This is a genomic window from Burkholderia lata (genome assembly GCF_000012945.1).
GTDB classification, from domain to species: Bacteria; Pseudomonadota; Gammaproteobacteria; order Burkholderiales; family Burkholderiaceae; genus Burkholderia; species Burkholderia lata.
In genome coordinates this window covers 3,225,857-3,252,780 of sequence record NC_007511.1, presented here as the reverse complement: position 1 = coordinate 3,252,780, position 26,924 = coordinate 3,225,857, and the positions used below count along the sequence as shown (strand labels likewise).

20 protein-coding genes are annotated in these 26,924 nt (G+C 66.6%); 7 read left to right on the top strand and 13 right to left on the bottom strand.

All coding sequences use genetic code 11. The annotated features are described in order from the left end of the window. Positions 1-72 precede the first annotated feature (72 nt). From BCEP18194_RS37080 to BCEP18194_RS37070, 3 genes are all read left to right on the top strand, one after another. Positions 73-1,092, top strand: coding sequence for a hypothetical protein (locus BCEP18194_RS37080; RefSeq protein ID WP_157687419.1), 1,020 nt, complete (start codon positions 73-75; stop codon positions 1,090-1,092). Positions 1,093-1,100: 8 nt separating this feature from the next. Then, a complete protein-coding gene (locus BCEP18194_RS37075) occupies positions 1,101-1,664 on the top strand; it encodes a hypothetical protein (protein WP_011356463.1) in 564 nt (187 codons plus the stop codon). 186 nt (positions 1,665-1,850) lie between these two features. Continuing rightward, positions 1,851-2,549, top strand: a complete 699-nt coding sequence (locus BCEP18194_RS37070) for a hypothetical protein (protein ID WP_011356462.1) — start codon at positions 1,851-1,853, stop codon at positions 2,547-2,549. Positions 2,550-2,833: 284 nt separating this feature from the next. Here the strand turns inward: BCEP18194_RS37070 and BCEP18194_RS37065 are convergent, their stop codons facing one another. From BCEP18194_RS37065 to BCEP18194_RS37010, 12 genes are all read right to left on the bottom strand, one after another. Then, positions 2,834-4,015, bottom strand: a complete 1,182-nt coding sequence (locus BCEP18194_RS37065; protein WP_244273038.1) for an acyltransferase family protein — start codon at positions 4,013-4,015, stop codon at positions 2,834-2,836. Then, a complete protein-coding gene (locus BCEP18194_RS37060; RefSeq protein ID WP_011356460.1) occupies positions 3,897-5,024 on the bottom strand; it encodes a hypothetical protein in 1,128 nt (375 codons plus the stop codon). Before BCEP18194_RS37060 ends, BCEP18194_RS37065 begins: the two co-directional genes overlap by 119 nt. Further along, positions 5,014-6,306, bottom strand: a complete 1,293-nt coding sequence (locus tag BCEP18194_RS37055; protein WP_011356459.1) for a hypothetical protein — start codon at positions 6,304-6,306, stop codon at positions 5,014-5,016. The genes BCEP18194_RS37060 and BCEP18194_RS37055 overlap by 11 nt, the downstream gene beginning before the upstream one ends. Beyond that, entirely contained in the window at positions 6,300-7,532 is a 1,233-nt protein-coding gene (locus BCEP18194_RS37050; RefSeq protein WP_011356458.1) for a polysaccharide pyruvyl transferase family protein, read from the bottom strand. The genes BCEP18194_RS37055 and BCEP18194_RS37050 overlap by 7 nt, the downstream gene beginning before the upstream one ends. After that, positions 7,529-8,776 (bottom strand): glycosyltransferase family 4 protein, encoded by a 1,248-nt coding sequence (locus BCEP18194_RS37045; RefSeq protein WP_011356457.1) that lies wholly within the window; start codon positions 8,774-8,776, stop codon positions 7,529-7,531. Before BCEP18194_RS37045 ends, BCEP18194_RS37050 begins: the two co-directional genes overlap by 4 nt. Continuing rightward, positions 8,773-11,067, bottom strand: a complete 2,295-nt coding sequence (locus BCEP18194_RS37040; RefSeq protein ID WP_011356456.1) for a polysaccharide biosynthesis tyrosine autokinase — start codon at positions 11,065-11,067, stop codon at positions 8,773-8,775. The genes BCEP18194_RS37045 and BCEP18194_RS37040 overlap by 4 nt, the downstream gene beginning before the upstream one ends. Continuing rightward, positions 11,064-11,543 (bottom strand): low molecular weight protein-tyrosine-phosphatase, encoded by a 480-nt coding sequence (locus tag BCEP18194_RS37035; RefSeq protein ID WP_011356455.1) that lies wholly within the window; start codon positions 11,541-11,543, stop codon positions 11,064-11,066. Before BCEP18194_RS37035 ends, BCEP18194_RS37040 begins: the two co-directional genes overlap by 4 nt. Then, positions 11,540-12,709: a polysaccharide biosynthesis/export family protein gene (locus BCEP18194_RS37030; RefSeq protein ID WP_011356454.1), complete on the bottom strand. Its 1,170-nt coding sequence runs from the start codon at positions 12,707-12,709 to the stop codon at positions 11,540-11,542. Before BCEP18194_RS37030 ends, BCEP18194_RS37035 begins: the two co-directional genes overlap by 4 nt. Before the next feature lie 52 nt (positions 12,710-12,761). Further along, positions 12,762-14,174 (bottom strand): undecaprenyl-phosphate glucose phosphotransferase, encoded by a 1,413-nt coding sequence (locus BCEP18194_RS37025; RefSeq protein ID WP_011356453.1) that lies wholly within the window; start codon positions 14,172-14,174, stop codon positions 12,762-12,764. Positions 14,175-15,138: 964 nt separating this feature from the next. After that, a complete protein-coding gene (locus tag BCEP18194_RS37020; RefSeq protein ID WP_011356452.1) occupies positions 15,139-18,150 on the bottom strand; it encodes a GLUG motif-containing protein in 3,012 nt (1,003 codons plus the stop codon). Positions 18,151-18,320: 170 nt separating this feature from the next. Continuing rightward, complete coding sequence (locus BCEP18194_RS37015; RefSeq protein WP_011356451.1) at positions 18,321-20,144, bottom strand: ShlB/FhaC/HecB family hemolysin secretion/activation protein; 1,824 nt, start codon at positions 20,142-20,144, stop codon at positions 18,321-18,323. Between the two features lie 297 nt (positions 20,145-20,441). Then, positions 20,442-21,458 carry a 1-aminocyclopropane-1-carboxylate deaminase gene (locus tag BCEP18194_RS37010; protein ID WP_011356450.1) on the bottom strand — a complete coding sequence of 339 codons (1,017 nt, stop codon included), beginning with the start codon at positions 21,456-21,458 and terminating at the stop codon, positions 20,442-20,444. A 197-nt stretch (positions 21,459-21,655) separates the two neighbouring features. Here BCEP18194_RS37010 and BCEP18194_RS37005 point away from each other — a divergent pair, with 197 nt between their 5' ends. The 3 genes from BCEP18194_RS37005 to BCEP18194_RS36995 all read left to right on the top strand — a co-directional run bounded on the left by BCEP18194_RS37005 (position 21,656) and on the right by BCEP18194_RS36995 (position 24,667). After that, positions 21,656-22,156 carry an Lrp/AsnC family transcriptional regulator gene (locus BCEP18194_RS37005; RefSeq protein ID WP_011356449.1) on the top strand — a complete coding sequence of 167 codons (501 nt, stop codon included), beginning with the start codon at positions 21,656-21,658 and terminating at the stop codon, positions 22,154-22,156. Positions 22,157-22,399: 243 nt separating this feature from the next. Beyond that, positions 22,400-24,121 carry a ubiquinone-dependent pyruvate dehydrogenase gene (poxB, locus tag BCEP18194_RS37000; RefSeq protein ID WP_011356448.1) on the top strand — a complete coding sequence of 574 codons (1,722 nt, stop codon included), beginning with the start codon at positions 22,400-22,402 and terminating at the stop codon, positions 24,119-24,121. A gap of 105 nt (positions 24,122-24,226) precedes the next feature. Then, on the top strand, positions 24,227-24,667 hold the full coding sequence (locus BCEP18194_RS36995; protein WP_011356447.1) for a GNAT family N-acetyltransferase: 441 nt from the start codon (positions 24,227-24,229) through the stop codon (positions 24,665-24,667). An 84-nt stretch (positions 24,668-24,751) separates the two neighbouring features. On the opposite strand, the gene BCEP18194_RS36990 is transcribed toward BCEP18194_RS36995, so the two are convergent. Next, positions 24,752-25,669 (bottom strand): LysR family transcriptional regulator, encoded by a 918-nt coding sequence (locus BCEP18194_RS36990; RefSeq protein WP_011356446.1) that lies wholly within the window; start codon positions 25,667-25,669, stop codon positions 24,752-24,754. A 119-nt stretch (positions 25,670-25,788) separates the two neighbouring features. On the opposite strand from BCEP18194_RS36990, the gene BCEP18194_RS36985 reads away from it, so the two are divergent. After that, complete coding sequence (locus tag BCEP18194_RS36985; protein ID WP_011356445.1) at positions 25,789-26,772, top strand: aldo/keto reductase; 984 nt, start codon at positions 25,789-25,791, stop codon at positions 26,770-26,772. Positions 26,773-26,924: the final 152 nt, after the last annotated feature.

Genomic DNA, 26,924 nt, shown 5'->3' with positions numbered 1-26,924 from the left:
GCCGGGCGCGGACGCCATGAGCATAGGCGATGGACTTGACGTATTGACCTAATCGGAATGAAGAGATCGATAATGAAATTCGCAATTTTCCGGCAATGGCGAGGGTGCGTGTTTGGCGCGTTTCTGGCAGTGCTTTCTTCCAATGCGGCTGCCGGCCTTCTCACTGCCAAAGTGATCGACAGCTATGGTTCGTGCTCGTGGAAAAACAATGGTGACGGAACCAGCACGATCGATCTAACCATCAATTTTAAAGCCGCTGTGGGTGGGAAGGGGGGTAACCTTGGGACCGGGGAGTTCTATTCCCGGGGTATCTTGGTCTATACGTACTCCGCCGGCGGGAAAATGAACCCAAGCGAAGCTGCGGCCAAGGTTGTCGAGATGAATGGCGTCAAAGCCACGTCCACGTGGCCGGGATCGGACTATGTGATGTATTTCAAAGCGCCGGCGGACGGCTATATACCTGAATGGCACAACACGAAGGCGCATTCGGCCAAGGTGACGATTGTGATCAACAATTCCGTCATCACGGACTATCCTGGTGTTGCCGTCCGTGCCGGCAATTTTACTAGCCACACCGACGTTGGCGAGAGCACTGGTGGAGCCTATCTCAGCAGCATGGGGCCAGTGTCAACCTGCGAGGTGGTCAATCCTGAGGTTCCGCCGCCGCCGCCGCCGGCAGCTATCCAGATCAACATGGCTGTGCCGGACTGGAATCTGGGTGAATTGCCTCCCGGCGATGATACGAAGGAGCTCGTTGGCCTGGCAAATCAACTTTGCTTCACGTACAGCGGCGACGACGACTACGGCAAAAGCTATCGCAATTTCGTGATCAACGCGACGAGCGAGAACAGCGTCGGAGGCACCCGGTACCTGCTCAAGAGCGCCGGCAAGACCCGCTCGATTCCGTATGACCTGACGCTGGACAGCGGCAGCGCGAAGTTCCAGCTACCGAATATGGCTGGAGACGACGTGAGGCTGGATAAGGGCAATCGAACCTGCTTCACTCCGACGTTCAGGACTTCGGTAGGCATAGGCACGGAACCTGGAGAATACAGCGACGTGCTGTCGTTCACGATCGTCACGAAGTCGTAGGAGGCAACATGCAGAAAATCATTCTGAACGGATTGCTGGCGGCGCTGGTGTGCGTGCCGATGTTCGCGTCGGCAAAAGAAAAAGAAGGCATCCTATTGGTCAATGGCAAGACTACAAGCAAGGTCACGGCCAAGGTCGTGCGCATGAACAACCTGATCGTCACCGATGAAAAGGGCACCTGGTTTCCGCAGGGCCTGACGATGCAGCAGTTGGGCGGCTGGGACACTGCCTATGAGGTCGAGGCGCGGTTGCTCGTGGCGGCGACGACCGGCTCGTTCCAGGTCCGCATGGATCAGCCGCTCGACATCCGGAATCAGGCCAAGCCGACGCTTGCGTTCCGTAAAACGGCGGTCAGCATCGGTGCCGAAGGTGGGGAGCCAAAGCCGATGGTCGTCGGGCAGCCGATCGAGTTCACGAACCCGGTGCCGCCGTCACAGGATATCGATTCCAAGGGCTTTTACAGTCTCGCGGTCGCTGCGTTTCCGCCGGAGGGTGATTTCAAGAGCACGGCGGGCACCTATACGGGCGAGCTGTCGCTGGTTTTCGAGCCGATCGTGCCGAAGCAAAAGTAGCGATGGCGGCCTCCGATGCAGGAGGCGATTCAGTGTCCGACCGCCCGCCATGTTGCGGGCGGTGTCTTTTCCGTTTCCCATTGTCGGCAACGTCCATTCGTGCGTGCCGTGCAGGCGCATGACTGCGCGTGCCAGGCGGCGGTCGCGGCTTGCTTTCCCAAAGGGCCGACTCACCAGGATCCGAACATGAGATTGCATTCATTCTTCCTTTCGATTGCGGTAGCGGCTGTCGGAGTCATTCCCGGTCTTGCCGCTGCGACGATCGATGTGCTTCCGAAGGAAACCGTGCTCGACTCGCGCACGACCACCGTACAGATCATCAACAACGGAGATCGTCCCGAATATGTGACCATTTCGTTGTCGCGCTTGCTCAACCCCGGCGTGCCGCTGAAGGACGAGAAGCTCGAACCGGTCGGCGAAGAGGCACAGCCGACGCTGGTTGCGTTTCCGTTCAAGCTGAGTCTCGCACCCGGGCAGACCAAGAACATCGTCGTGAAGTCGCTGAAGGCGGTTCAGAACGAGACGGTGTACCGGCTGGACGTCAAGCCCTCGATCAAGGCAATGATGCAGGGGAATCAGACGACCGCAGGGACGGTCGTCGTCAACTTCGGGTTCAGCACGCTGGTCCGGCAGATGCCGGAGAGCGAGAGTGCGAAGTTGTCCGTTGTGTGCGACGCGCAGGGGGCGCGGCTGACTGCGACGGGTACCGTGCGTTATCCGGTGAAGGGCGCCAAGGTGGATGGGGAGATCACGGAACCCTTCAATGTGTATCCGGGCGTGCCGCAAACGCTGCAAGGTGGTGTCGTCGAGGTTCCGGAGCAGAAGACTTGCCGGGGCGGTGCGGCTACGGTGAGTGCGGGCGCGAGTGAAGCCTATCGTCGGTGATCGAAGCGTCACGATATCCCGAGTAGTTCAAATACGGAGGCCGGTGTCGTTATGCGCGACGCCGGCCTTTTTGCATTCCTTCGTCGACTCAATCCCCCAAGGTTGCTGCCGACCCGCACACCTCAGCTTCCGCACACGCGATTGCATTCGGAGCCCGGGAGCCGACACGTGCAAGCGCCCCGTAATTCTGACGATAGCCGTTCGGGAGCGATTCGCTGACTCCGACGAATTCGCGCTAAATGGCGCGTTGGCGATGAAGCTGAGCGTAAGCAGCGAATGGTCGGTCACACCGTTGTTGATCCCGACGAGCCCGTCGATGCGCGGGGCTTCCGCGACATCCAAGGCTTCAAGCCGGCAAGCATCGGCCGTTCGATCCATACATGACAGGCATAGCCGCACGCACACACGGCGACAAGTGTGGCGAGTGCAGTCGCGCTGCCTGACCACGTGCCGGCATCGAGACGCACGCCGACGATCTTGTTCGCAGCACCGATCACATACGGATGCAGCAAATAGATCGAATAGCTCGCATCGCCGAGCCGGGCGAGTGTCGTGTTCCCGATTGACCAGCCCCGCAGGTCGAGCGCGACCAAAGCGACGATCAGCATGCAGGCCGGCATGCCCCACCAGAAAACACGTTCAAAGCCGGCCGGCGTGCCGGACAGAGCGGCAACGAGGGGGATCGCCACGAGCGCTGCTGCGATCGACGCGAGCCAGGCGAAGCGCGAAAGACGCGCGGCGATGCCGGTTTCCAGCAGGCGGCAGGCGAGCACGCCGAGCCCGAACTCGAGTACGAATGGCTGGCCGAGATGGGCGACAACCGCGCTCGCGGGGCCGCCGGCGGCTACGTACGCGCAGAACAGCGCAAGCGCGAGCGCCGCGAGCGTCGTCACATGACGCGCCCGGACGAACAGCATCAAGCCCGCGATGACAAGATAGAACAGCATCTCGTATTCGAGCGTCCAGCCATTGAGGTTCAGCGGCCCCCAATGGCCGTTCTCCTTCACGTAGGGCACGAACAGCAGCGACTTGACGAGATAGTCGACGCCGGCCGTCGTCGAATTCAGCCACTGGGGCTTCACGACCGCGATCGCGAACACGCCCAGCGTGGTCAGCCAGTAGAGCGGCACGATCCGGATCAGGCGTTTGCGCAGGAAAGAGCGCCCTTCGCGTGGCGCGACGACGGACATGATGAAGCCGCTGATGACAAAGAAGACATCGACGCCGGCTTGCCCGAACGGAAGCACGCCCATGTGATAGCCGACGACGGCGAGCGCCGCGAACGCGCGTGCGCATTGGAGGTTTCGGAAGATTCCGGAACGGAGGGGGAGAGTCTGCATGCAGTGTTCAGTTGAGGGTGTCCATGTGCCGCAGGCTGGCGAGCGCCGGCCCGGCGAGCGCGTTCGATTGCCGCGTGTCATTCTTCGCCGCATCGCGTTTCGACCAGCGTCGACCGACACGCGCATCGAATCCCGCGAATTGCAGCGCGCACAGCAACGCGACGCTCGACAGGTGGCGTGTATAGCTGCCGAGGTCGGGTTCGAACAGCATCGACACCGCGACGTGACCGATGACGACGCAGGCGAGCAGGTCACGGACCGGATGCGTGTCATGCCGCGCGCGACGCCACACGGCGGCCAGCGCGATCCACACGAATAGCTGCATCGCGAGTTCCTTGAGACCCACGTCGAACAGCAGCGGCAGATTCAGCCGCAGCACCGCATACGCATAGTTCGCGCAAAAGGCGAAGAACGAATCGGGCGCGACCGGGTTGTAGAAGCTCGTGCGCGCGCCGAACGGCGAACCGTATGCGAGATAGTCGGCTGCCATGTCACGGGGATGCTGGAGCAGGTAGTACACGTCCGGCGGCAGCAGGAACAGCACGATCGCGGCGGAGCCGATCAGCAACGTCTTGCCGCGCCACGACACGTGCCGGAACAGGAATGCGGCCAGCGCGATCGCGAGAATCAGCGCGAAGTAGCTGCGCACGACGGCCGCGTAACCGGCGTAGAGCGCAACGACGGCTATAAAGGTCCACGCGGTCGAGCGACGCCAGGCAGTGCCGGCCAGCACGAGCGCGATCAGCACGACGAGCGTGTCCTTACTCGCGACGAACAGGTTGAAGAACACGCACGGCGCCAGCAGCACGATGATCGCGGCCAGCGACCCGAGGCGGCGGCCCTCGCCGACGATCCGCCAGATGAACACCGTGCCGATCGCGGCAACGAACAGCGACGTGCCGGCCGGGCCGAGCAGCGCATAGAATTTCGCGACCGCATCGAACGACGTGCCCTCGTAGGTGCTGCCGCCGCCGATCTGGCTCTGGATCTTCTCCGCGTCGCGGAACACGAACTCGGGCAGGAACGTGCCGGCCTTTGCGTAGACGATCCAGTAGACGAACACGATCATCGCGCCGACCGCGCGCGTCACGCCGCGGCTCAGCGCCGGGCCACCGGCAATCAGGTTACGCAGCATGCGGGGCAGCCTCCATACGTGCGGCCGCGTCGTACCGGCCGGTGCGCGCGACGATCAGCGCCAGCGTGGCGACGATGCCGGCGCTGGCCACCAGATGCGCGATGGCGGCCCCCGTCGCGCCAGCGTGAACGATCAGGGTCCACGCAAGCGGCAGGTACGACAGCGCGAGCGCGATCATCGACACCGTCACGGCGAAGCCGGCACGCAGCGCGATCGCGGCCGTCCACAGCACGTCCGCCGCGCCGCGCAGCACGAACGACAGGAGCAGTGTCGCGAGCAATGCGAACTGGCCTGGGCCAGCAGGCTCGTGCGCGAGCGCGAATAGTTCGCGATGCAGCACGAGGACCGTGGCCGCCGCGATCGATGCGACGACCACGCTGGCCACCGTTGCGCGCATGGCGAGCCGGGAGAAGGTGTGCGGCGCTTCGGCGAGCACGCGCACGAAGCGCGGGCCGGCCGTTACGACGACGGTGGCGAACGCGAGTGCCTGGATCGCGTTGGCGATCGACCACGCGAACACGTACCGGCCAAGCGCATCGGCGCTCAGGTGGCCGCCGCCGATGAACCGCTCCGCATATTGCAACGAAGCGAGGACGATGCCGGCCACGTAGAACGGCAACCCTTGTCGCCAGACCGCCAGTACACCGCGTTCGCGCATGGCCGGTGCGCGTGCCGCCTGTGGGCTGCCGCGCGTCTGGCCTGCAACCGCGCCGATGCGCCACCACGCCAACACGACGACGCACGCATTGGCTGTGAACCACAGGGCGAACACCGACTCGATCGAACGTAGGGCACCGACGAGCAGCCCCGCGCCCGCGAGGCCGGCCCATGCACCGGTGCGGACGAACAGCAGCAGCGAGCCGGCGCGTGGTCGGTGCAGCGAGAACAGCCAGCCGTTCGCCTCGAATGCCGCATGCTCGGACAGCGTGACGAGCAGCACGCACCACGCGAGTTGCGTCGACAGGCCGACGCGGGCGAGCAGGCTGGCGTCGCCGTTGGCCGTTGCGATGGCGAGCGTTGCAATTAACAGCAAGTAAAGCCCGCCGTACGCGATGCAGAGGGTGCGCATGGCGCCGAACGCGGGCAGCGGACTGGGTTCGCTGAGCCGCCGGTTGAGTTCGGGGCTGAGCCCGAGGCCGAGCAGTTTCGAGGCGATCACGGCAGCGGCGACCGCGAACCCGTACGCGGCGACTGCGTCGAAGCCGAGCGTGCGCGCGACGATGATCGCGAGCGCGAATTTCAGGCCGAGCGCCAGGCCGCGCAGGAGCAGGCGCGTCAGCATGGCGCGACCTCGTCGATGGCTGCGGTTGCTTTTACGTCGGCTTCGGCATTCGTTTCGACGTCGGAGCCGGAATCGACACGATGGGCCGCACGCAGCGCGTCGATCACGCGTGCGCGTGCGGAACGGATACGCGCAAAACCGCCCTGTGCGGCATCCCAGAATGCCTGGGTCGCGCTGGGGGCGAGGATCGTCCGGCAAACGCGCGCCGGATCGAAATCCGCGCCGTTGACGACCCAGTCGCCGAGCTTCATGTCCGCATATGCACCGAAGCCCTTGCGCTCGTAGCTGACGTGGAACGCGGGTACGCCATGCAGGATCGATTCCATCGCGCCGTGCAGGCGAACCGATACCGTGACTTCCGGCCGGTCGGTTTCGAGGAGCGTCTTGAGCGGCGTCAGCGGCTCCTCGATGCCGAGGCTGCGGTAGTACGCGGGATCGTCGTTGCCGCGCCCCGTGCTTTGCACCGCAAAGCTGACCCGGCACGTCGCACGTACCTGCTTGACCAGCTGCGAGATCGACGCGTCATAGCGCGCGCGCCGTTTCGCGCTCCATGCGGGCGCGCGGCGCAGCACGAAGGCGACATGGCGGGCGGTGTCGCTTTTCGGTGATGCGTGCCGAAGGATGGTCTCGCCGCGATGCCCGAAGTCGAGCACCGCGAGATCGGGCGCACGCCGCGTGTTCGGATTCGCGGCGAGGAAGGCGGCGGAACGGTCGTCGCGCACGAACACCGTATCGAAGGTGCCGAGCAGCGACCGAAGATGCGTGCCGACGGCGCGCGAGGACAGCACCGGGCCGATACTTTGCGGCAGATAGACGGCGGGTTTGCCCGAAGCGAGCGCGGCGCGCATTTGCAACAGGTGGCCGGCTTCGAGCTTGAGCGCTTCGATCGCCGTGCGTGCGCGCAGATAGCCGCCACCGACGCCGACGATCAGGTCGACTTCGTCTAGCAGGCCGCGCAGTGCTTTCAGCCGGTCGTTGAGTCGAACCGGCAGCGCGGTAGCGGCGGCACCGAGCAGCCTGTCTGCGCCCCGTTCCGCGAGCACGGGCGCACCGCATACGTCGTCGTACGCCGGAAACGAAGCGGGATCGGCCGCGACGATCGACACCCGGACGGCATCGCCGAAGGCTTCACGGAGCAGGCCGACGGACAAGTCGACCAGCAGGCCGTCGCCGGCATTGCGGGCGCTGTAGGCATGCAGCAGTGCGACGTGAACAGGGGGAGTCATGCCGGGCCTCGTCGGGAAAGGGTGTGATAGAGGTCGAGCGTGTGCGTGACCATCGTTTCGGCCGAGAAGTGCTCGAAGGCCGCCGCGCAATTCGCACGCATCGCGTCGCGTGCGGCCGGATCGTTGGCGAGCGCGACGATCGCGCGGGCGAAGCGCGTCGTGTCGTCTTCGTTCTGCACCACGACACCGATGTCATGCGTGGCGATCAGCTCGGTCGCGCCGGACACTTGCGTGGCGACGATCGGCACGCAGGCCGCCATCGCTTCGAGGCACACGTAGGGAAACCCTTCGTAGCGGCTCGGCAACGCAAACAGGTCGAACGCGGAGAAATAGCGGCTCGCGTGGTTCACGCGGCCGACGACGTGGAGATTCGGCGGCAGATCGTCGGCCTCGTTGCCGGCCGCCGTGATGAAATCGCCGGAACCGATCGCGACGATCTGCACGGTGCGGCCGCATTGGCGATACACGCCGCGCGCGATCCGTACGAGACGGTCGATGCCCTTCTGATGATCGAAGCGCCCGACAAAGCCGACGACGCATGTATCGCGTGCGATGCCGAGCGCGCGCCTTGCCTCTTCGCGCGGTATCTGCGCGGGCGATCGGACGCCATTGACGATCGTCTTGATCCGCGCGGCCGGAATGCCGAGCGATTCGTTCAGATGTCGGGCCTCGTCGTACGACACGGCGACGATCCGGTGCGTGCACAGGCGGCCGAGCAGCCGCTCGATCGTTCCGTAAATACGGCGCTGGCGGTTACCCAGCGTCGGATTCAGCGTATAGACCGCGTGCGGCGTGTACACCTGCCGCCACGGCCCGGGGCACAGGCGCGCGATCGCGCCCGCTTTCGAGCTGTGGCTGTGCACGATGTCGGGACGGATGCGCAGCAGGTGGCGATACACATGGGCGACCGCGAGCGCGTCGCGCCAGCCGACCGCGCGCTGCATCGGCACCGTCTGCACGCTCGCGCAGCGTGACAGCACGCGTGCATCGAGGATCGTTGCGTCGAAACGCGGGCCGTGCGGCACGATCAGGTGCAGTTCGATGCCGTCGGTTGCGCTCAGTCCGTCGATCAGGTCGGCGAGATGGACGGCCACGCCGCCGCCCGCGGCTTCGACGACGAGCGCGATCCGCAGGCGCGCCGCACGGGCCGGTGTTTGACGGGCGCGCGATTCGATCGCGGCGGAAGCGCTCGCCGGCGCGGCATCGCGGATCGCGACGCGTTCGAGGTGACGGGTATCGTTCATCGCGGCTCTCCTCGACGGCGGGACACGAGCGCGCGCAACTTGCGGCCGACCGACGATGCCAGACCGCAACGCGACGGCGCGTAACGGTACTGCGTATAGCGATAGGCGCCGTAGCGCGACCCGTACCGGCCGACGTTCGGATCGACGCCGTTGAGCAGCACGCCGCTCGCGGCGACACCGTTGTGCGCGAGGCGGCGTACGGCTTCGTCCAGCTCGGCGACACGTGTCGACGCGGCGCGCGCCGTGAGCAGCACGGTACCGGCGTGACGGCCGAGCGTGACCGCGTCGGTCACGGCGAGAATCGGCGCCGCATCGATTACGACGACGTCGTAGCGGGCCGACAGCGCGTCGAGCAGCGCGGCGGCGCGTTCGTCGGCCAGCAGCTCGGACGGATGCGCGGGCACCGCGCCGGTCGGGATGAAATCGAGGCGCGGCACCACGTCGTGGTGGGTAACGTCGGCCGGCGCGGCCGTGCCGGACAGCAACTCGGCGAAGCCGAGCTCGCGCGGGACGCCGAGTGATTCGTGCAGATGCCCCTTGCGCAGATCGCCGTCGACGAGCAGCACGCGCTCGCCGTTGGCCGCGAGCAGCGTCGCAAAGTTGGCGGCGACGAACGACTTGCCCGCGCCCGGTGCGGGGCCGGTCAGCAGCAGCACGTTGTTGCGCGCGCCCTGCATCGCGAAGCGCAGCGCGGTGCGCAGGCTCCGCAGGCTTTCCACGGCCGGATCGTGCGGGTGCCGCGCGCTCAGCAGGTTCGGCCCCGGTGCGTGCTGCGCGACGCGTCGCGCGATCTGCCGCTGCGCCGCCGAATCGGGAATCGTCGCGTAGACGTCGATGTCGAGATGCCGCTCGATCTCGTCCGCGTGGCGGACGCCGCCGAACAGGAAATCGCGCACAAAGGCGAGCGCGATGCCGAGCGCGAGCCCGATCAGCGCGGCCGCCGCGATCACGACGGGCCGTCTCGGGCGCACGGGATCCTCGGGCACGATTGCCGTATCGACGAGCCGCACGCTGCCGGTCTTGCCGGCCTTGACCAGTTCGAGCTGCTGCGTGTTCGCGAGCAGCGCCGTGTAGAGATCGGTGTCGACCTTCACGTCGAGCATCAGCCGCACGGCGTTCTGCTGCAGGTCGGGCAGCCGTCGCACCTGATGTTCGAACCCGCGTTGCTCGCGGCCGAGCGTGGCGATCTGCGCGTCGAGCGCGACCATGTCGGGGTGGCCCGGTGCGAAGCGCGCGGCCATTTCGTCGCGCTTTTGCTGCAGTTCGAGGCGGCGCGTGGTCGCGTCGGCCGTCTGTTGCAGGATCAGTTTCGCTTCCTCGGTCAGGTCGATCGTGCCGTTCGCGTTGCGCATGTCGGTGTAGCGCTGTTCCGCGTCCTGCAGCTGGCGCTTGAGTACCGGCAACTGCGCGTTGAGGAACGCGAGCGATTGCGCTGCGTCGGCGGACTTGCGCTCGATGTGCTGGCGCACGTAGTGGTTCGCGACCGCCTGCAGCTGCGACTGGATCCGTTGCGGATCGGGACCGCGCAGCGTCGCGACGATCACGCCCGATTGCTTGATCTTTTCCTGGACGTCGAGGCCGCGACGCAGCGCGTCGATCGTCTCGGCACGCGATTCGCGCACGAGCGTGAAGCGGGTGGCCGGATTCGCGTCGATGTACGCGACGTCGAGGGCGATCGGGCCGCTCGCGGTCGCGAACATTTCCAGGCGCCCGATGCGGCCGGTGACGGCCGACGGCAGCGTCGGCCCGGTCAGCCGGTAGCGCTGGTCATCGAGCCGCGTCAGTTCGAAGCGCTCGCCTTCGAGCGGCCTCGGCACGTCGAAGCGCGTGACGCCGATCGCTTCCTCGCCCCATGCATAGCCGCCGAAGCCGAGGAGGCCGGGGTGCGCGAGGCCGGTGTTGAAGCGCGACACGACATTGCCGACCAGCGGAAAGCGCTTCGGCTGCACGACGATGTAGCTGCGCAGCTCGTCGACGGCACGCGTGACGACGAGCCGCGACGCGAGAATCTGTGCTTCGGCCGCGGCGCTCGACTTGATGTCGAACAGCGATGACACGTCGCCGAGCATGCTTTTCGCGGCGGACGTGTCGCCGCTGTCCTCGACCTGGAGCAGGATGTCGGCCTGATACTGCGGCGGAGCGAGGAACGCGTACAGCGTGCCGGCGCCGACGCAGGCGGCGGTGGTCAGCGCGATCAGCCAGCGTTGGGCGGCGAGCACGTCGACGACGCCGGCGAGGTCGAGCTCGGCGCCGCGATCGTGCGATCGCTCGCGGGAAACGGGAGAGGTCATCGATTCGATCCGGAAAGCGGGGTGGAGGGGAAGGCGGCCGGCGCGATGCGCGTGCACCACGCGTCGACGCCGCGCTCGATGAGCCGCAGGCTGTGTTCGAACGACGCGCGCGGGCCGAGATACGGATCGGGCACGTCGAAGCCATGAATGGCGGCGCCGAGGCGGAACACGCGGCCGCACAGGAACGGGTGGCGGCGCTCGAGCCAGCGTTTCTGCTCGAGGTCCATCGTCAGGATCAGGTCGGCGCGCGTGACATGCCGTGACGACACCTGGCGCGCGCGGTGCGCGGCGAGGTCGAGGCCGCGCTCGCGCAGCAGGTCGATCGCATGCGGGTCGGCCGGCTGGCCGTCGAGCGCGCCGATGCCGGCCGACTGCACGTCGACGCCGGGCAGGCGCGCGTCGAGCAGCGCCTGCGCCATCGGGCTGCGGCAGACGTTGCCGACACACACGACGAGCAGCGTGGCGATGGCGCTCATTTGACGGCGAGCGCCGCGGTGGCGCTGGTGTTCACGCCGGGCAGCAGCAGGCTCAGCACGCGGCTGAAGCGCACCAGGCCGTTGCCGTCGACGTAGACGATGTCCTTCGGCTGCAGCGCGAACTCGTTGGCGAGCACCATCGACACGGGCGAGCGCGCGTCGAGATGGAACACCTGCGGGTCGCCCGTCTGCGAGCCGCGGATCACGAACATCTGGGCAGCGTCGGCGGTATTCGCGTTCACGCTGCCGGCCTGCGACAGCGCGTCGGACAGCGTCAGCCGGCCGTCGCGCAGCGGCACCGCGAGCGACGGCTTGTTCACTTCGCCCATCACGTACACGCCGTAGTCGCTGCGTGCCGGTACGTGCAGCAGGTCGCCGGCAGACAGCACGACGTCGGCCGGATTGCGACCGTCGCGCAGCATGCGCGTCAGGTCGAGCGGATAGGACACGCCGTCGCGCACGAGCGTCATGCGGCTCTGGTCGGCGGCCGTGCCGAGCCCGCCCGCGCGGCCGAGCGCTTCGTAGAGCGTCATCGGCACGTCGTTGACGGGTTGCGCACCGGGCGTGCGGACTTCGCCGTCGATATAGACCTGCTGCGAGCGGAACGACGCGACGCGCAGCGTCACTTGCGGATTGCGATAGACGCGCGACAGCGCGGCGGCGATGCGTGCCTGCGCGGCGTCGGCCGTGAGCCCCGCGACCGGCACGCTGCCGGCAAACGGGAACGCCAGGTTGCCGTGCGGATCGACGACGAAGCCCGAGGCCGGGTCGGCCGTGCGCGGTGCGTTCTGCTGCGCGGCGCCTTGCGCGGCAGCGAGTTCGGGGTGATCCCAGACGGTGATCTGCAGCACGTCGCCGGGGCCGAGGCGGTAAGCGCCGGGCGCGGCCGCCAGCCGGTCGGATGGCAGGTCCTGCTGCTGCGCGGCCTGTGCGTTGAGCTGGCGAATCAGGCTGGCGTCGATCGTCGTGATCCGGAACGGAAGGGCGCTTCCGTTGGCGTTCGCGTGTCCGGCCGGCTGGCCGTCGGTGGTGGCGGGCGGTGCGCTCATCTGCATGCCGGGTGCGAACGCACAGGCCGACAGTGCGACGCTGACCGCTGCGGCGAGCAGCGTGCGCACGCGGTAGGGACGTGCGGATCCGGCCCGCTCGATCGTGGCGGAAGTCATCAGTCATCCTTATCGTGATGCGGCGACGCGCGTTGGCGGTGCCGCGTGCGTATCAGTACGCGTTGCGGTGGGACCAGCCGCGCAGGGCGGTGGCCAGGACGATGCGCATGTCGAGGGCGAACGACCAGTTGCGCAGGTAGTGAAGATCGGCTTCGACGCGGCGCTGCATTTTTTCGACGCGGTCGGTTTCGCCGCGCAGGCCGTTGATCTGCGCCCATCCGGTGATGCCGGGCTTGACGCGGTAGCGGTGGATATAGCCGTCGACGATCTTCCGGTAGAGGTCGTCGTGTTCGAGCGCGTGCGGGCGCGGGCCGACGACCGACATCTCGCCGCGCAGCACGTTGAGGAACTGCGGCAGCTCGTCGAGGCTCGTGCGGCGCAGGAACGCACCGACCCGCGTGATGCGCGGATCGTCGCGCGTCGCCTGGTGCACTTCGCTGCCCGCGTCGTGCAGCCGCATCGTGCGGAACTTGAAGATCATGAATGCCTGGCCGTCCGCGCCCTTGCGCTGCTGGCGGAACAGCACGGGGCCGTCCGACGACAGCCGGACTGCCGCCGCAATCGCGAGCAGCAGCGGCGCCAGGCCGACGAGCGCGGTGGCCGCGAACACGCGATCGAAGATCGCCTTGTGCAGCAGCGCGCGCGATGACAGTGGCGACGCGACCAGGTTGATCGCGGGTGCACCGACGAGGTCGATCATCTCGCCGTCGAACATCGCGAGCTTGCTGACGTCGGGCATGAAGCGGATGTTGACGAGATCGTCGCGGAACGCGTCGAGCACGGCCATCACGATGCGCGCCTCGCCGATCGGCAGCGCGAGCCAGACTTCGGGAATCGCGTGCGTGCGGACATGCCGTGCGAACGTATCGAGATCGCAAAAGCGTGGCACGCCATCGGGGCTCGTCGTGTTGGCGCTGGCGATATCGAACATCGCCGCTGCGCGGAATCCGGCCGACGGCACACTGGCAATGCGGTCGAGCACGGCGTCGCGATGGGCGCCGGTGCCGACGATCGCGACGAGGCGAGCGCTTTCCTGCGGGCGGCCGATCCGTTCGAGCGTCGTGCCGGCGACGACGCGCGATGCGACAAGTGCGATGCCGCTCGCCGCCGTCCAGAGCAGGTACCAGGGCAGCGGAATGGCGAGGGTCGGCGCGAGCACCCGCATCACGAGCGCTGCGCCGGCCTGCGCGGCCAGCCACGCGAACGCGGTCAGCAACACGGCGCGGTGCCTGGGGATGCAGGTCGGTGCGTGGTAGAGGTGGAATGCGGGAAACAGCATCAGCGCGAAGGTCGCCGCGCAGGCGACGGCGGCCAGTTCGGACAACCGTTCGACGTTCGGGCCGGGCAACACGAGTGCGGCGGCCAGCGCGCCGAGCGAGATCAGGGCGACGTCAGCAATGCGCGCGATCAGGCCGCCTGCGGCACGTGCGGCATGCGCGTGCCGTGGTTCGAATGAAATATCCATATACCCTTCTGCTGCCGTTCTGATTCAAAGGGACGTCCGTCGTTCCGATCGCGACGCGAAACCGCACGCTCGGCCGAAGCGGAGCGCGGCCGCTGTTTCCACTGCATGGGATATGCCATCGGGGAAGGAGACGCTGCCTGGGGTGCCGGTCGACCTGATCAGCTGCAACGGTGCTTTCCGTGCCTCGTACCGTGAAGGGCGAATGCTTGCGAAATGTTGCGGCCGACTCGACAGGGTCAATTTTCGGGAAGCAGGGGCCTGATTTAAATAGAACGCCTACTAAATGCCGTGGAAATGGATTAGTACGTGTACGAATCAGTGGGATTCGCGTCCGAATGGGCGATTGACAGAGTCGGACTTGTCTTTAGAAAGACGCGCGATGTGGGGGCGTCGAGGCGAACAATTCGCAACGAGCGGAGAGTGATTGGCGAAGAAGGGAGGGTTTGCGGCAGCCGAAGAAATGGCGTGCAGGACGGAAGGCGCGTAGAGGAACAGCAGCCACGGTGATCCGGGCGTAACGCGCAATATCGGCTGGCGTTTCGCGACGCGCCGCTTCATCGCGCATCCTCGATGCCGACGACAGGTGGCATCCTGACAAGATCTTGCACCACGGCGGCCGGATGAGTTGCTGCCCCCAAGTGGTGACACGGGCCATGCTGTGCAGCGCCTCCGGGAGGCGGTATCGCCGCGTATTCGCCCGTTTCATTCGTACCGTGACGGGATTGCACGGCTGACGATGCTTCGGGTTTCCCGAGTTCGGCGAAGATACGGTGCATCGCTGTCGGGCCGGCATCGTGGCGCCGGACGCTCCTCGCCCACCGGAACATCTCGAAATTCTGATCGATTCACCCGCCATAAAACGCACGAAGACGGGGTGAACGCTTCGACCCGGAATGAACACGGGCGGCAAGGATGGCCTGCCGGCCACCTCGCCGCCCGATGGGTTCAACCGATTACTGCTCGATTACCAGCCGGTCTTGCCGTCAACCGTACCCCAGTTATCGCCGACGAGCTGCATGCCCGCCGACGGACCTGACGCGGTGCTCGACTCGATGCTCCCGAAGTTCAGGGCGACCAGGCTGCCGCGGAGGATCGGTACCGGCAACGGACCGGTGCCGATCCGGGTGCTCGACTGCGACGACCGGATGGTGCCCATGTTCAGCGCTACCAGGCCACCGAGATCCGAGTTCACGCCGTCGATCGAACCCGATGACTGGCTGTTTTCGATCACGTTGACGTTGGTGCCGACCAAGCCGCCAACCCACGAAAGGTCCGCGGTGACGGTGCCGGACGACGACGACTGGCGGATCGCGCCGTTGAAGTCGTTCAGGCCGACGAGCCCGCCCGCGTTCGATTCCCTGCCGGCCGTGACGTTGCCGCTGGCCGACGCTTGCGCGATCGTACCCCCGTTGGTCCCGACCAGCCCCCCCGCGTTCGAGCGTGTGCCGGCGGTCACGTTGCCGCTGGCGGACGCATTCTCGATCGTGCCCGTATTGTGGCCGACCAGCCCGCCCACGGGTGCCGCGACGTAGGCTTGCACGTTGCCGGCTGCGCTCACATTTTCGATAGCGCCGCGGTCGTTGCGGCCGACGAGGCCGCCCACCGGGCCGCCGCCTAATGCATCGATCTCGACCTCGGACGATGCGTTGGCAATCCGGCCGCGTTCGTTCAGTCCGACGAGACCGCCCGTTGCCGCGGCATGCATCGTCTTGATCGAGCCGCTGGCCGACGCGTGCTCGATCGAGCCGCCGAGGGCCCGGCCGACCAGCCCGCCGACATTGCTGCCCTCGCCCGCCGAGATCGTCGTGACCGCCGACACGTTGCGCAGCGTGCCGCCGTCGTTCATGCCAACGAGCCCGCCGACGTTCAAGCCTTCGCCGGCTGCGATGCGGCCGCTGGCGGACGAATTTGCTATGGTCCCGGTGTTTCGGCCGACCAGCATGCCCGCGCCCTGGCCATACACGGGGAAGCGGTAGGTCCGTGCAATCTTGATGTCGGCGCTCGCGCTGCTGCGCTCGATCGTTGCACGCGTGCCTTCGTTTTGGCCGGCGATGCCGCCGATGCTGATCGTGTCGCGGGTGCCGTCAATCCGACCGCGGAAGTGGGCGTTGTCGATTGCACCGTCGTAGTTCACGCCGACGATCCCGCCGATCACGGCGATCCCCTTGCCGTTGTGGACGACGCTCATGTTCGTGGCCGCGACGTCGTGGATCCGGCCGCCGTAGTTGATGCCGACGAGCCCGCCCATGAATGCGTTGGGGGACGTCGACGCGCTGTTGACGTTGAGCGAATCGAGTTTCAGGTTGCCGATCGATCCAAAGTTCGCCGAGAACAGGCCGACCCTGGTGTTGCCGGGGTTGCTGACGGTCAGGCGACGGACGGTGTTGCCCAGGCCGTCGAACGTACCGTTGAACGTCTTGCTGCCGCCGATGCTGTTGAAGCCGGCGTTCGCACCGTCGATGCCGTTGCCGAGCACGTAGCGGCCGTTCAGGTCCGCGTCGACGTTGCGCAGGTCGGCAAGCGTGTGCAGCACCTTGTAGCCTTCGCCATTCGAGCTGTACGACGCGTTGTCGCCCGACAGCGTAACGACGCCCTTGTCGTTCGCAAGCGTGTGGCCATTGGTCGAATTCAGCTCGAGGTGCGCGTTACGGCCGGTGAGCGTCACGGCGTCGTTTACGCGGATCCGGTTCGCGGCGTTGAGGGCCAGGCTCGCATTCGCGCCGGTGGCCGACAGCGTTTGATTCAGGTCGACGTTGCCCTTCTGCGACGTGAGCGTCAGTGCGTTGTCGCTCGTCCACGCGACCGGGCCGCCGACCGTCAGGTCGCCCTTCGTGTTCGTCAGCGCGACGTTCGTCGTGCCGAGGTTGCGCGACAGCGTGTCGGCGTCGATTGCTTGACCGTTGACATTCGCCCCGTTCACGCCCGCGTTGGCGGCTTCGATCGTCCACGTGCCGGCCGTGTTGCCCGCACGCGTATCGACTTGCGCGTCGTTCGCGACTTTCACGCGTTCGCCGCGCGTCGTGACCGCGCCGGCCGGTGCGCCCGCGTCGGCCGTGCTCGCGTCGAGCTTGCCGCCGACGTTCACGGTGCCGCCATCGAGCGTGATCTTGCCGCCGCGCGAGCTGAGGCCGCGCGCTTCGATCGTGCCGGTGTTGTTGACCACGGCGCCGAGCAGGTTGTCAGCCGCGCGGGCAGTCATCAGCACCTCGCCGCCGTCGGCTTTCAGCAGGCCGCCGTTGGACGCCTGCGCATCGACTGCGCCGCCGTCGACCTGCAGGTTCAGCAGGCCGCTGCCGTCGAAATTCACCGTGAACGCGTTGCCGGCGGCGAGCGCGACGCTACCGAGTTTCGCCTGGATCGTGCCGTTGTTGGCGACGCGCGCGCCGAGCAGCGCAACGCTGCCGCCGTCGGCAGCGGTGATCGTGCCGTCGTTGGTGACGGCTTGCGTCGAGGAGCCGGAGAAGCGGTAGTTGCCGGCGAGGAAGTCTGCATCGGACAGGTTCTGCGTGGACGCGACGAGGCCGCCGACGTTGACCTGTGCGCCGGAGCCGAACAGCACGCCGTTCGGGTTGACGAGGAACACGCGGCCGTTGGCGGAAATCTGGCCGTCGATACGGCTACCGTTGGTGCCGATCACGCGGTTGAGTGCGAGGGACTGGCTGTTCGGCTGGTGGAAGTTGACGCGTTCGCCGCCGCCCACGCTGAAGTCCTGCCAGTTCGTGATGAGCTTGTCGGTGTGCTGGTTGATGTTCATCGTGCGGCCGCCGTCGGTGCGCACGATGTCGGCCTGGCCGGACATGATTGTCTCGCCGGTGGGCAGCGCAAAAGCGGGCAGCGCGGCGAAGCCGAGCAGCGAGACGGCGGTCACGGCGGCGCGCTTGCCGCCGGTTGCCTTGCCGCGGCGGCGCGCGGTTTCCCCGGCCGCGGTCCAGCATCGCTGGGCGCCGTTCCATACCAATGCATAGGTCTTGTTCATCGTTGTTGTTTCCTCAGGGTTGGTTCGCTTCGCCGGCACGACACTGGGTGCGCGACGAACCGAAGCAGGTGGGGCGGATGGATTCGCCCTTTCGGAATGCGGGCAGCGGGGCTGCCCGCCGGTGCGGTCCGGCCGATGCGAAGACGTGGCCGGACCGCTTTACCGGCCGCTCAGAAATACTGTGCGGCCTGCAACCAGACGCTCGGCGCACGCGTGACCGCCTGCGAGCGGTCCGCGTTGCCGAGCGGCCATGCGGCGGTGATGCTGATCTGCCGGTTGGCGCCGTACCAGCTTGCACCGACACCCGTGCCGGACAGTTGCAGCGTGTTGAGCTCGTTGCGCACCCACGGCTGCTTGTTGATCTGCATCCGGCCCGTGTCGACGAAAGTGCTGACCTGCCAGCCCGGCGTGGCGAGATAGCGCAGCTCGGCGCTGGCCTGCCAGCCCTGGTCGCCGCTGCCCGCGCCGAGCGCGTAGGCGCGCACGCCGTACGGGCCGCCGAGGCTGAATTTTTCCGACGAGTCGAGATTGCGCGACGCGAGCTGCGCGCTGAATTGCGTATGGAACTGCAGCCGCGAGCCCAGCGCCTGCAGGCGCATCGCACTCACGTTGAGCTTCGCGAAACTGCCGTGCGTGTGCGAGAACTGGTTCATGCCGAGCGGATCGTCGCCGCGCATCCGGCCGATGCCGAGCGTCGCCGAGAACACATTGCGGCCGCCGCCGAGCCGGTCGTCGTTGCTGTTGCCGGTGACGGCGAACGACCACAGGTCCACGCGCTTGTCGCTGACGCGCTCGAACACGCCGTAGTCGTCGCGCAGGTGCTTGTTCTCGTAGGTGACCTGCGCGCTGGCGCTCGCGCGCCGGCTGCGCAGCAGCGGCTGCGTGACGAACGCGCTGCGCACGCTCGCGCGACCGTGATAGCCGAGCGGACGCATCTGCTTGCCGAGCCGGTAGCCCATGTCGGAAAACGCGACGCCGATCCGTGTCGACGCGGGACCGATCGGCACCTGGTACATGGCGCGGTAGTACTGCTGGTTCGTATTGCTGGTGAGGCCGCGTAGCGAGAATTGATCGCCGAGCCGCAGTGGCGAGTTGACGGTTGCGGCCCCGGTGGCGCGGTAGCGGCCCGTGACCGGATCGCCGTAGTTGTCGAGTTCGAGCGAGCCCGTGGCGAACGGTGCGCGCGCCGCATCGACGATCAGGTCGGTGGTGCCGGGGGCCTCGCCCGCGCGCAGCGTGCCGCTGACCGCGACGCCCGGCAGTTCGTCGAGCAGTGTCAGGCTGCGTTCGAGATCGGCGCCGCGCACGACGGCGCCGGGCTGCAGCGCGCCGAGCGGCCGGCGCAACACGCCGTCGAGCACGCGCGAGTTGTTGCGGAGTTCGATCCTGCCGTAGCGGCCCTCGACGATCGCGATGCGCACGATGCCGTCCTCGATATCCTGTTGAGGCAGGTAGGCACGCGCGAATACGTAGCCACGTTCGCGGTAAGCGATGGTGATCCGGTCGGCCGCGGAACGAAGTTCGTCGAAGCCGAGCTCGCGGCCGACGAGATCGGTGAGCAGCACCTGCAGCCGCGCCGAGTCGAGTACCTGGTTGCCTTCGATGTGGAATGCGCGAACGGACACGCGCGCGCCGGCTTCAGCATCGGATGGTGTGGCGGGCGGGGACGCGTCGCTCGACGGCGGCATCGCGATTTCGGGCGATGCGGGCGCGGGAAGCGTCGGACGGACGGTTTCAACGTCGCGCAGCGACTGCCCGGCATTCGGCACCTGCGCTTGCGCGAGATCGGGTTGCGACAGCGCGACGCCGACTACGCACGCGCAACGCAGAACGGAGCGAAGCGTGCCGCCAGCGCCGGGCGCGGAGTGGGCACGGAGCGCGGCCACCTGATTGCGGCCGGGTGGAGGGATCGACTGTCGAGCCGGATCGCGGATGGCAGACAGGCAGGTGAAACAGCGAGCGGTGCGAATTTCTGACCTCGAGCGTGTGGGCATCTGCCCCGGCACGTCAATGGTCGAACCGGTTAATCAGGATGCCGGCCGATGGTACGAAACGCTTTCGCTGTTGAATATTGAACAAGTACGAGCGGTCATGGATTAATGCTCAGTCTTGTCGGATTTTTCTGATCAGGACGTACGTGTGCAAAAAAACCGGACGCCGGCGTCCTGCGTGGGGACGACCGGCGTGCTTACACGTCGGCGTGATCCGGCGTGCGGGCCGGATGTTTCGCACGCTTCCGACGGGCGGCGGACGATCAGCACCTGTCACGCCGGCAGTTCGTCACGACAGCGTCAACCGTTCCGGAAAGTCTCGTGGTACGCACTCAACGCCGGCACGCCGCCGAGATGCGCATACAGCACCTTCGACCCCGGTTCGAATTCCCCGAGCTGTACCTTGTCGATCATCCCGTGCATCGACTTCCCTTCGTACACCGGATCCGTCAGCATGCCTTCGAGCCGCGCACACAGGCGAATCGCTTCGAGCGTGCCGTCGTTCGGCAGCCCGTATTCGGGGCCGGCGTAGCGTGTGTCGAGCACGACGTCCGCCGTGGTGATCGGCCGGCCGAGATCGACGAGCTCGGCCGTGTGCCGCGCGATGCGCGTGATCTGCTCGTGCGTGCGCTCGGGGGTGGCCGACGCATCGATCCCGATCACGCGGTTGGCGCGGCCGTCGGCCGCGAAGCCGACGACCATCCCCGCCTGCGTGCTGCCCGTCACCGAGCACACGACGATGTAGTCGAACTTGAAGCCGAGTTGCGCCTCCTGCGCCCGCACTTCTTCCGCGAAACCGACGAATCCGAGCCCGCCGAGCGGATGCTCAGAACAGCCGGCCGGAATCGGGTAAGGCTTGCCGCCTGCCTGCCGCACGCTCTCCATCGCTTCTTCCCAGCTGCGGCGAATGCCGATGTCGAAGCCGTCCGACACGAGCCGCACGTCCGCGCCCATCATGCGCGACAGCTGGATGTTGCCGACGCGGTCGTACACCGGATCTTCGTAGTTGACCCAGTGCTCCTGTACGAGCACGCATTTCATCCCGAGATGCGCGGCGACGGCCGCGACCTGGCGTGTCTGGTTCGACTGCACGCCGCCGATCGACACGAGCGTATCCGCGCCCTGCTCGAGTGCGTCGGGGACGAGGTATTCGAGCTTGCGTGTCTTGTTGCCGCCGAACGCCAGGCCGCTGTTGCAGTCCTCGCGCTTCGCATACAGCTCGACCTTGCCGCCGAGGTGCTCGCTCAGGCGCTTGAGCGGCTGGATCGGCGTCGGGCCGAACGTGAGCGGATAACGGGGGAAACGTTGCAGGTTCATCGACGTGCTCCGGAAAGCGGTGGGCGGGGCGGGTCATCGGTTCGCTCGGTTGCGGCCGGCGGGCCGTGTTCCGACTGGAAAAATGAAAGGCAGAAGCGCGAGAAATGAGCTTGCGAAATAATTTGCGGAAGACTACGTTACCGACGATATGAGAACGTAATAAGCAATTTTGATTCGCTGAGAAGGAGGATGACGCAATGAAATTAGATCGAGGCAGCGCATCGCCGGCCGACGCCGCACCGGCGCTCGATCGCATCGACCGCGCGATCCTGCGGCAGTTGCAGCAGGACGCGTCGATCTCCAACGTGAGCCTCGCGGCGAAGGTGAAGCTGAGCGCGCCGGCGTGCCTGAGGCGCGTCGAGCGGCTGAAGGACATGGGGCTGATCCGCGGCATCGTGGCGCTGCTCGACCCGAAGCCGCTCGGCGCGGGGATGCTGGTCGTGATCGGCTTCGTGCTGGATCGCTCGACGCCCGAAGCGTTCGCCGCTTTCGAGAAGGCCGCGCAGAAAGTGTCGGGGTGCGTCGAATGCCACGTCGTGACCGGCGAATTCGACTACTTCATGCTGGTGCGCACGCGCGACAACGAGAGCTTCAACCGGCTGCACGCGGAACAACTGCTGTACCTGCCGGGCGTGCGGCAGGTGCGTTCGTTCATGGTGCTCAAGGAGATTCTGTCGACGCATGCGCTGCCGCTGTAAGCGCGCGTGATCGGCGAATGCACGCGGGACCGGCGCCGGGCATACCCGCCAAGCCGTCCGTTTGCCGACAAAACCGCGACAGTCTCCCGACGCAATCGAAAGGGTCCGAACGAAACACGCGCCAGCGCGTCGCACCTTCACGACGCCGCGCGAACCGATCGCGTATGCTCGTCCGGTCGCCGGCGCAGGCAGCCACCGGAGCCGGTTCATTCGTGTGACGACCCATCAACGAGCGAGGACAGCATGGCTAAACAGACGATGGCGGAATATCTGGCGAAGACGCTGGCGGCAGCGGGCGTCGAGCGCATCTGGGGCGTGACGGGCGACAGCCTGAACGGCCTGTCGTTCAGCCTGAGCCAGATCGGCTCGATCCGCTGGATGCATACGCGGCACGAGGAAAGCGCCGCGTTCGCGGCCGGCGCGGATGCCGCGTCGACCGGGCGGCTCGCGGTGTGCGCGGGCAGTTGCGGCCCCGGCAACCTGCACCTGATCAACGGACTCTACGATTGCCACCGCAATCACCAGCCGGTGCTCGCGATCGCCGCGCACATTCCGTCGACCGAGATCGGCCTCGGCTACTTCCAGGAAACCCATCCACAGGAGCTGTTCCGCGAATGCAGCCACTTCGCGGAGCTCGTGACCAACGCGTCGCAGTTCCCGCGCGTGCTCGCGCGCGCGATGCGCACCGCGATCGACGAGCGCGGCGTCGCGGTGATCGTGCTGCCGGGCGACATCGCGCTCGGCGACGGCCCGGACGAGCTGCCGGCGTGGAGCGACGCAGCACCGCCGTCGATCCTGCCGGCCGATGCCGATCTCGACCGGCTCGCGGCGCTGCTCAATGCGTCCGACGCGGTTACGCTGCTGTGCGGCAGCGGCACACAAGGCGCGCACGATGAAGTGGTCGCGCTGGCCGATACGCTCGGCGCGCCGGTCGTGCATGCGCTGCGCGGCAAGCAGTTCGTCGAATGGGACAACCCGTTCGACGTCGGGATGACGGGGCTGATCGGCTTCAGCTCGGGCTATCACGCGATGGAATCGTGCGACACGCTGCTGATGCTCGGCACGGATTTTCCGTACCGGCCGTTCTATCCGTCGAACGCGAAGGTTGCGCAGATCGACTGGAAGGGCTCGCAGCTCGGCCATCGTGCGCCGCTCGCGCTCGGCCTCGTCGGCACCGTGAAGGAAACGATCGCGGAATTGCTGCCGCGGCTCACGCGCAAGACACAGCGGCGCTTCCTCGAGAACGCGTTGAAGCACTATGCGGCCGCGCGCAAGGGGCTCGACGATCTCGCGGTAGCCGAGCCGCCGGGCCGCGCGATCCATCCGCAATACCTGACGAAGATCGTCGACGAAGTCGCGGCGGAAGACGCGATCTTCACGGCCGACGTCGGCACGCCGACGCTGTGGGCCGCGCGCTACCTGACGATGAACGGCAAGCGGCAGCTGCACGGCTCGTTCAATCATGGGTCGATGGCGAACGCGATGCCGCAGGCGCTTGGCGCGCAGGGGGCGCATCCGGGGCGGCAGGTGGTGTCGCTGTCGGGCGACGGCGGGCTGTCGATGCTGCTCGGCGATCTGCTGACCGCACGCCAGCTCAAGCTGCCGATCAAGATCGTCGTGTACAACAACAGCCTGCTCGGCTTCGTGTCGATGGAGCTGAAGGCGGCCGGCTATCTCGACACGAACGTCGACCTGAGCCCGACCGACTTCGCGGCGATCGCGAAGGGCGCGGGCATCTTCAGCGTGCGCGTCGAGCATTCGGAGAACGTCGAGGAAGCGCTGCGCATGGCGTTCGCGCATGACGGGCCGGCGGTCGTCGACGTCGTCACGTCGAAGTACGAGCTCGCGATGCCGCCGAAGATCGAGATCGCGCATGCGAAGGGCTTCAGCCTGTTCATGCTGCGCGCGATCCTCAGCGGGCGCGGCGACGAGATCGTCGAGTTGGCGAGAACCAACCTGCGGTAATGCGGTGCCGCGCGCGATGCTTCCGGCAGCGCGCGCGGTGTATTGCATCGACGAACGCGCCGGGGTGCGTTCTTCGTCGCAGGACGAATTGAACAACACAAAAATATGGCAATCGAGATTCGTGCCTACGAGGCATCCGACCTGCACACGCTGTCGGCCATCTGGTTCGATGCGTCGCGGCTCGCGCATCCGTTTCTCGGCGAGGCGCGGCTGCGCGAGCAGCGCGCGCTGATCGAAACGGTTTATCTACCCCAGGCGGAAACCTGGGTCGCGTGTCGGACCGGCGAGCCGGTCGGGTTTATCGGGCTGCTCGATGGTTCGATCGGGGGATTGTTTGTCGCGCCGGCAATGCAGGGCAACGGGATCGGCCGCGCGCTGGTCGAGCATGCGCTCGCGCTCAAGGGCGCACTCGATCTGGAGGTGTACGCCGACAATCGCGATGCCTGCGCGTTCTATGCGCGGCTCGGCTTCGAGGAAGTTTCGCGTCGCGATGAGGATGACGAAGGTTTGCCGTTCGCGAACATCCTGATGCGCGCCACGCGTTAAGGGGCGGGCAGGCAGGATTCGTGCGCCGAGCGGCACGGCATCAGCCCCGCGAGGATGTTCCGGTGTGTTTGCCTGCGCCTGCGCTCAGGCCGGCGTCGCTTCGCGCCCGGCCGCCACCCACTCGCGCACGGCCTCGACGAACAGCCGCAGCGCCGCCGGCGGATGCCGGTTCGCCGGATAGTAGAGGCACAGCGCGCCGAAATCCTGGCTCCATTCCGGCAACACACGCACGAGCCGCCCGGCGGCGACGTGCTCGGCTACGCGCGATTCCGTGACCCACGCAATGCCGATGCCGGCCAGCGCGGCATCGATCATCAGCCCCTGGTTGCCGAGCGTCATCGGCCCGTCGACATCCACGCTGACGCGCTTGCCCTTGCGGATCAGATCCCATCGATAGAGCGCACCGCTTTCGAACCGGTAGCGGATGCACCGGTGATCCACGAGATCCTGCGGCCGCGCCGGCAGCGCGTGTCGCGACAGGTAGTCGGGCGACGCCACCGCGACGAAGCGGATCGTATCGCCGAACTTCACCGCGATCATGTCGCGCGGCACGTCTTCATGAACGCGGATGCCGGCGTCGAAGCCATGCTCGACGATGTCGATCAGCCGCGAATCGGTGACGAACTCGACATGGATGTCCGGATAGCGTGCGACGAACGCGGGCAGCACATGCCGGATCAACGGGCGCGCAGCGGCTTCCGATGCACTGATCCGGATCTGGCCGGACGGACGGTTGCGGGCAGTGGCTGCGTCGTTCAGCGCATCTTCGAGATCGACCACCGCGGGCCGCACGCGCAGCAGCAGCTGCTCGCCGGCCTCGGTCAGCGCGACGGAGCGCGTGGTGCGGTTGAAGAGGCGCACGCCGAGCCGCGCTTCGAGGTGACGCACCGCATGGCTCAGCGCCGACGGCGATACACCCAGGATGCGCGCCGCACCGCTGAAGCTGCGCTGTTCCGCGATCGTGATGAAGGTCGTCAGTTCGCCGATGCCGGTGCGGAGCATTTGTGAATTTTCCTCAGGAACGCATGAAATGGTACGCCGATTGTTGAGCGCTATCCATCAACCTACACTGGCTTCCTCGGCATTCAGTCGAACCTTTTCATCTTCAGCAGGAGAGCGTCATGCAAAAACGCATGCTTGGTAAGAGCGGCCTCGAAGTCTCGGCAATCGGGCTCGGCTGCATGGGATTGAGTTACGGCTATGGCCCCGCGACCGACACCGCGAGCGGCATCGCATTGATCCGTGCCGCGTTCGAGCGCGGCGTGACGTTCTTCGACACGGCGGAAGCGTATGGCCCGTTCGTCAACGAGGAGCTGGTCGGCGAGGCGGTCGCGCCGTTTCGCGACGAGGTCGTGATCGCCACCAAGTTCGGCTTCGAGGACGGCCAGGCGATGAAGGGTGTCGACAGCCGGCCGTCGCATATCCGCGACGTGGCCGACGCGGCGCTGAAGCGGCTGAAGATCGATCGCATCGATCTGTTTTATCAGCATCGCGTCGATCCGAACGTGCCGATCGAGGACGTGGCCGGCACGGTCAAGGACCTGATCCGCGAAGGCAAGGTCGCGCATTTCGGGCTGTCGGAAGCCGGTGAGCAGACGATTCGTCGCGCGCACGCGGTGCAGCCGGTCGCCGCGCTGCAAAGCGAATATTCGCTGTGGTGGCGCGAGCCGGAGGCGCGGATCCTGCCGACGCTCGAGGAACTCGGGATCGGCTTCGTGCCGTTCAGCCCGCTCGGTAAAGGTTTCCTGACCGGCGCGATCGATGCGAACACGACGTTCGCGGAGAACGATTTCCGCAATGTCGTGCCGCGCTTCTCGGAGGAAAACCGCAACGCGAACGCGGGCCTCGTCGATCTGCTCGGCCGGATCGCGACCGACAAGGGCGTGACGCGCGCGCAGATCGCGCTGGCCTGGCTGCTGGCCCGCAAGCCGTGGATCGTGCCGATTCCGGGCACGACGAAGCTGCACCGGCTCGACGAGAACGTGGGCGCGGCGGAAGTCGTGCTGACGGCCGACGATCTCGCTGCGATCGAGACCGCGCTGCAGCAGATCAGGATCGTCGGCGAGCGCTATCCCGCGCACTTCCAGCAGCGTATCGATCGCTGACCGGGCATCCGGCGGCCGATCGGGCACGAATTGATCAGCGGAATCAGGGACAATCTTCACGTCGCCTTAAGTTTGCGTTTCCTAGAATCGATTTGAACGTCGCTCTTCCTGCGACGGACCGATTCGTCCAGGAGGATGCGCATGCCGAAACC